The organism is Clostridium sp. AM29-11AC (genome assembly GCF_003480545.1).
GTDB classification, from domain to species: Bacteria; Bacillota; Clostridia; order Lachnospirales; family Lachnospiraceae; genus Otoolea; species Otoolea saccharolyticum_A.
This window is the reverse complement of the sequence record NZ_QUJI01000044.1, coordinates 1-5,196: the sequence shown is the minus strand read 5'-3', so window position 1 is coordinate 5,196 and position 5,196 is coordinate 1. Positions and strand designations below refer to the sequence as shown.

The following is a 5,196-nucleotide window of genomic DNA, read 5'->3' as shown; positions in this document are numbered from 1 at the left end:
TGGAGAAAAGCGAAAAGAAACTGCGGAAAGCCATCAATGATGAAAAGGCATTGCAGCACCAGTTAAAGCAGCTTACCCGAAAGGAACGGACGCACCGGCTCTGTACCCGTGGCGGTATGCTGGAAAGTTTTCTGCAAGAGCCGGAACGCCTGACAGATGATGATGTCATGCTGTTATTGAAACTCATTTTTCACAGGCAGGACATGCAGGAACTATTGAAAAAACTGCTGGAACGGAAGAAGCCGGAAACCCCTTAGTTTACTAAGGGCGCAATTATACACCACCTAAAGGTTGGTGCATTGCGTTCTCCGAAGGCTCCTCGCCGGAGGGCTGTGATTTTCCGCAGTCATGGTCTGCTCCAAATCAAACAGGGGACGCTACGCTTCCCCTGCGCTGGCTGCCGCCAGCTACCCTTTTGTGGACTTGCCATCTGGGGACACCTTGCGTTGCAAGCTGTTCCCAGCCGACAAGTTTCATAAAATACGCTATCTTTTCGATAGGCAATGAAGTATAATAAAATTACCAATAAATCAAAAATTGGCGAAGGAGTTGATTGATGGACATGATTAGAATACTTCAATTTTTAGTATTGGCTTTTGGTTTAAAAGAATTGTTTAATGCAATGGAATATCACAAACAGAAGAAAAAGAAATGGGTAATTGCCTCTTTATGTATGGGCATTTTTGCCTGTGCTTGTGCAATTATTTCAATAACAGGTATTCTGTAAGTCGGAATTGATAAGGAAAAGGAGGATACACAGATGAAAACAGTAATTCTTTATAATATTATTTCTCTTATCATCATCTTTGTTTTGATTTTTGTCCTAAGAATTGTCAGTAAGAGTGATTTACGTAAAAATCAACAACTTATTATTAAAGTCATTACAACTATTTTAATTGTTTGTGTAATAGCATTTGTGCTTTTTATTGATGTAATAGCAGTTGGCATTATAGGACCTGTTCCAAATTAACAATCCCAGTTTACCATCCGCACATCGGGTCAACTTGTCCCGAACTTTTACAACTAAATATCCGCCGCCCTCACAGCGGCACACCGAGCAGGAAATCTGAAAAAAGGTCTCCTGCTTTTTTTCTGCCCAAAATGAGGTGGTAAAACGCCACCCCATCCACCAATTACCGAAAGGAGGGACACGAAATGCCCTGTCCACACAACGAAATCACGATTGTTCAGCGCAGCCAGCGGCAGTCTGCGGTTGCCGCCGCTGCTTACCAAAGCGGCGAAAAGCTGTTCTGTGAATACGACCAGCAAGTGAAGCACTACCCGGAAAAGCGTGGCATCGTCCACAATGAAATCCTGCTCCCGGCAAATGCCCCGGCGGAGTATGCAGACCGCAATACCTTATGGAATGCCGCCGAAGCGGTGGAGAAGCAATGGAACTCCCAGCTTGCAAGGCGGTGGGTGCTTACCATCCCCAGAGAGATACCGCCCGACCAGTACGCTGTCCTTGTCCGGGAGTTTTGCCAGCAGCAGTTTGTTTCCAAAGGCATGATTGCTGATTTTGCAATCCATGACCCCCATCCGCCGGGACACAATCCCCACGCCCATGTCCTGCTGACTATGAGAGCAATGGACGAACATGGAAAATGGCTTCCCAAGAGCCGCAAGGTTTATGACCTTGATGAAAGCGGAGAACGGATAAAACTTCCGTCCGGCAGGTGGAAAAGCCACAAGGAGGATACGGTTGAATGGAACGACCAGAAGTATTGTGGAATCTGGCGGCATGAATGGGAGGTCATCCAGAACCGCTATCTGGAAGCCAATGACCGCCCGGAGCGTGTGGACTTGCGTTCCTATGCCAGACAGGGGCTTGATATAGTCCCCACTGTCCATGAGGGGGCTGCTGTCCGGCAGATGGAAAAGCGTGGCATCCAGACGAATATCGGCAATCTGAACAGGGAAATCAGAGCTGCCAACAGCTTAATGCAGTCCATCCGGCAGCTTATCCATAACCTCAAAGGCTGGATTACCGAGCTGGGCGAAAAACGGAAAGAACTGCTTGCACAAAAGGCGGCGGAGGAAGCGACACTTCTTCCCAATCTGCTGATGAAGTATATGGAGATACGAAAGGAAGAACGGAAGGACTGGACAAGGGCTGGACAGAACCGGGGAACTTCACAGGACTTAAAGGCAGTCAGCGAAGCCCTGTCCTATCTCCGGCAAAAGGGGCTTTCTACTGTGGAGGATTTAGAAGCATTTCTGGAAGCGTCCGGGAAATCAGCCACCGATTACCGCAGTCAGATGAAGCCAAAGGAAGCCCGCAGTAAAGTGATTGACAGGCTTCTTGCCAGCCGGACAGACTGCAAGGAATGTAAGCCCGTCTATGAAAAGTACCAGAAGATATTTTTCAAGAAAACAAAGGAAGCGTTCAAGCAGGAACACCTGGAGGTTGCCCGGTATGAGAAAGCCGCCGCCTACCTTGCCAAGCACCCGGACGATAAGGATAAAACGAAAAAGGAGCTGCAACAGGAGCAGGAAACGCTTCTCAGCGAAATCGCAGACCTGAAAGTACCGCTGACCGAGGTACAGGAGGACTTGAAGAAACTGCGGGACATCCGCTACTGGGTACGGAAAGCCACACCCGGCACAGAGGAAAGCAAAGAGCCGCCCAAGAAGCAGCCCATCAAAGAAGTCTTGCAGGATAAGGCAGACGAGAAAAAAGCACAAAGAACAGCCCAGGCACAGACGAAACACAGACAACAGGATATGGAACTTTAACAGGCACTTGCCATTTTCAAGCAGAGAATGTCAGGTGCTTTTCTTATTTTCAAGGAGGGATAGATTTGAATGTATTTGAAGCTGTGAAGCAGTCCGTCACAACCAGGCAGGCTGCGGAGCATTACGGAATCCATGTAAACAGGAATGGGATGGCTTGCTGCCCGTTTCATCACGATAAAACCCCAAGCATGAAGCTGGATCGGCGTTACCACTGCTTCGGCTGCGGTGCGGATGGGGATGTGATTGATTTTGCCGCCGCCCTGTATGGGCTGGGAAAGAAAGAAGCCGCCGTACAACTGGCACAGGACTTCGGGCTTTCCTATGAGGACTGGAAACCGCCGGGAAAGGCAAAAAAGCCCAAGCCCCGGCAGAAATCCCCGGAGGAACAGTTTCAGGAAGCAAAAAACCGTTGCTTCCGTATCCTTGCCGATTATCTCCACCTGCTTCGAGTGTGGAGAAAGGAATATGCCCCGCACTCCCCAGAGGAAGCCTTTCATCCCCGGTTTGTGGAAGCCTTACAAAAGCAAGCCCATGTGGAATATCTGCTGGATGTGCTGCTGTTCGGGGAGACAGAGGAAAAAGCGGTTTTGATTATGGACTACGGAAAGGATGTGATACAGCTTGAACAGCGAATGGCAGAGCTTGCAGCCGCAGACGCAGCAAGAACTAAAAAACACCATGAACGCCATGCAGCCGCCCCAGAGCATTGAGGAAATCAAGGCGGGGCTGGAAACCACCGAGAAAGGCGGTGTCCGCCAGAGCATACGGAACTGCCTGACCGTATTCCAGCGTGACCCTCTGCTTTCCGGGGCTATCGCATACAACATCCTGACCGACCGCAAGGACATCATAAAGCCCATCGGTTTTCACAGAGAAAGCACAGCCCTGAACGATACGGATATGAAGTATCTGCTTCTCTATCTGGAAGAAACCTATGGGCTTACCAATGAGAAAAAGATTGATAATGCCATCGGGATTGTGGCGAATGAAAACAAGTACCATCCCATCCGGGACTACCTAAGTGCCCTTGTGTGGGACGGGACAGAACGAATCCGTTTCTGTCTGCGGCACTTTCTGGGGGCTGACGCAGACGATTACACCTATGAAGCGTTGAAGCTGTTCCTGCTGGGTGCAATCTCACGAGCCTTTCAGCCGGGGTGCAAGTTTGAAATCATGCTCTGTCTGGTAGGCGGTCAGGGGGCTGGCAAGTCCACCTTCTTCCGTCTGCTGGCAGTCCGGGACGAGTGGTTCTCCGATGATTTGCGGAAGCTGGACGATGACAATGTGTACCGTAAGCTGCAAGGTCACTGGATTATCGAAATGTCGGAAATGATGGCAACCGCAAACGCCAAGAGCATTGAGGAAATCAAGTCATTTTTAAGCCGACAGAAAGAGGTTTACAAGATACCCTATGAAACCCACCCAGCAGACCGCCCCCGTCAGTGCGTGTTTGGCGGCACTTCCAATGCCCTTGACTTCCTGCCCCTTGACCGTTCCGGCAACCGCCGCTTTATCCCCGTCATGGTGTACCCGGAGCAAGCCGAGGTTCACATTTTAGAGGACGAAGCCGCTTCCAGAGCCTATATCGAGCAGATGTGGGCAGAAGCGATGGAAATTTACAGAAGCGGCAGGTTCAAGCTGGCTTTCAGCCCTGCCATGCAGCGGTATCTCAAAGAACACCAGCGGGATTTTATGCCGGAGGACACCAAAGCCGGGATGATACAGGCGTATCTTGATAAGTACACCGGGAGCATGGTCTGCTCCAAGCAGCTCTATAAGGAAGCCTTGAACCATGCCTTTGACGAGCCGAAGCAATGGGAAATCCGGGAAATCAACGAGATTATGAACCAGTGAATTTCTGGCTGGCGGTACTTCCCGAACCCAAGAATGTTTTCAGAATATGGCAGACAAAAGGGCTGGGAGCGTGAAAACCCGGCAACGGACTCCGGCAACCCGTCTGAAAAAACGATGGATGGTTTTGTGGAGGTCACAGAACAGATGGAGCTTCCATTCTGAAAATGACCGCCCGTTGCACCCCCTGTTGCTATCCCGTTGCCGAGCCGGTTGCCGGGGAAAACCCCTTATTTCCGGGCTTTTCTCCCTTATAACAACCAAAACAACAGAAAAATAAAAGAAAAGTATAAATAGTAACCATCGCCAGATTGAGATTGTTTGCAAGGTCTTTTGAAGCCCGTTGCCGGACTTCGTTGCCGACACCATGTGTCTGGCTATTTTCATGTATGGAGGATAACTGCCTATGGCAAAAAACAAAACAGAGATTCATGTGACCACTGTATTTGACGGGGAACTGGACGCAACCGATGTGTTCGTCAGTCTGATTTCCCAGAAATACGGTAAAACAAATACAAAAGAATATCTTGCTAAAAAGAAAGATATAGGCTATAATGAAGATGAGGTTCAAAAGAGCCAGATACCGTCTGGATTGTGTGGGTAAATGGC

Annotated in this window: 7 protein-coding genes and 1 pseudogene; 7 read left to right on the top strand and 1 reads right to left on the bottom strand. The window is 49.3% G+C overall.

Features of this window, described 5'->3' with window-relative positions; translation table 11 throughout:
* The 6 genes and pseudogenes from DW757_RS16920 to DW757_RS16900 all read left to right on the top strand — a co-directional run.
* Positions 1-257, top strand: a 257-nt coding sequence (locus tag DW757_RS16920) for a DUF3847 domain-containing protein (protein ID WP_243033754.1), incomplete at its 5' end; no start/stop codon positions are given.
* A 299-nt stretch (positions 258-556) separates the two neighbouring features.
* The gene (locus DW757_RS17490; RefSeq protein WP_162599048.1) at positions 557-727 is read left to right on the top strand and encodes a hypothetical protein; all 171 of its coding nucleotides are present in this window, start codon (positions 557-559) and stop codon (positions 725-727) included.
* A gap of 33 nt (positions 728-760) precedes the next feature.
* Positions 761-970, top strand: coding sequence for a hypothetical protein (locus tag DW757_RS16915; RefSeq protein ID WP_118524187.1), 210 nt, complete (start codon positions 761-763; stop codon positions 968-970).
* A gap of 185 nt (positions 971-1,155) precedes the next feature.
* Positions 1,156-2,736 carry a MobQ family relaxase gene (mobQ, locus tag DW757_RS16910; protein WP_118524186.1) on the top strand — a complete coding sequence of 527 codons (1,581 nt, stop codon included), beginning with the start codon at positions 1,156-1,158 and terminating at the stop codon, positions 2,734-2,736.
* 65 nt (positions 2,737-2,801) lie between these two features.
* Positions 2,802-3,446, top strand: a complete 645-nt coding sequence (locus DW757_RS16905; RefSeq protein WP_118752309.1) for a CHC2 zinc finger domain-containing protein — start codon at positions 2,802-2,804, stop codon at positions 3,444-3,446.
* Positions 3,415-4,752: pseudogene (locus tag DW757_RS16900) on the top strand (virulence-associated E family protein). The gene DW757_RS16905 and the pseudogene DW757_RS16900 overlap by 32 nt, the downstream one beginning before the upstream one ends.
* 28 nt (positions 4,753-4,780) lie before the next feature.
* Here the strand turns inward: DW757_RS16900 and DW757_RS18090 are convergent.
* Complete coding sequence (locus DW757_RS18090) at positions 4,781-5,020, bottom strand: tweety protein (protein ID WP_118752308.1); 240 nt, start codon at positions 5,018-5,020, stop codon at positions 4,781-4,783.
* Between DW757_RS18090 and DW757_RS16890 the strand changes: the two genes are divergently transcribed.
* Positions 4,994-5,191, top strand: a complete 198-nt coding sequence (locus DW757_RS16890; protein ID WP_002569220.1) for a hypothetical protein — start codon at positions 4,994-4,996, stop codon at positions 5,189-5,191. The two genes, DW757_RS18090 and DW757_RS16890, sit on opposite strands and share 27 nt — an antisense overlap.
* Positions 5,192-5,196: the final 5 nt, after the last annotated feature.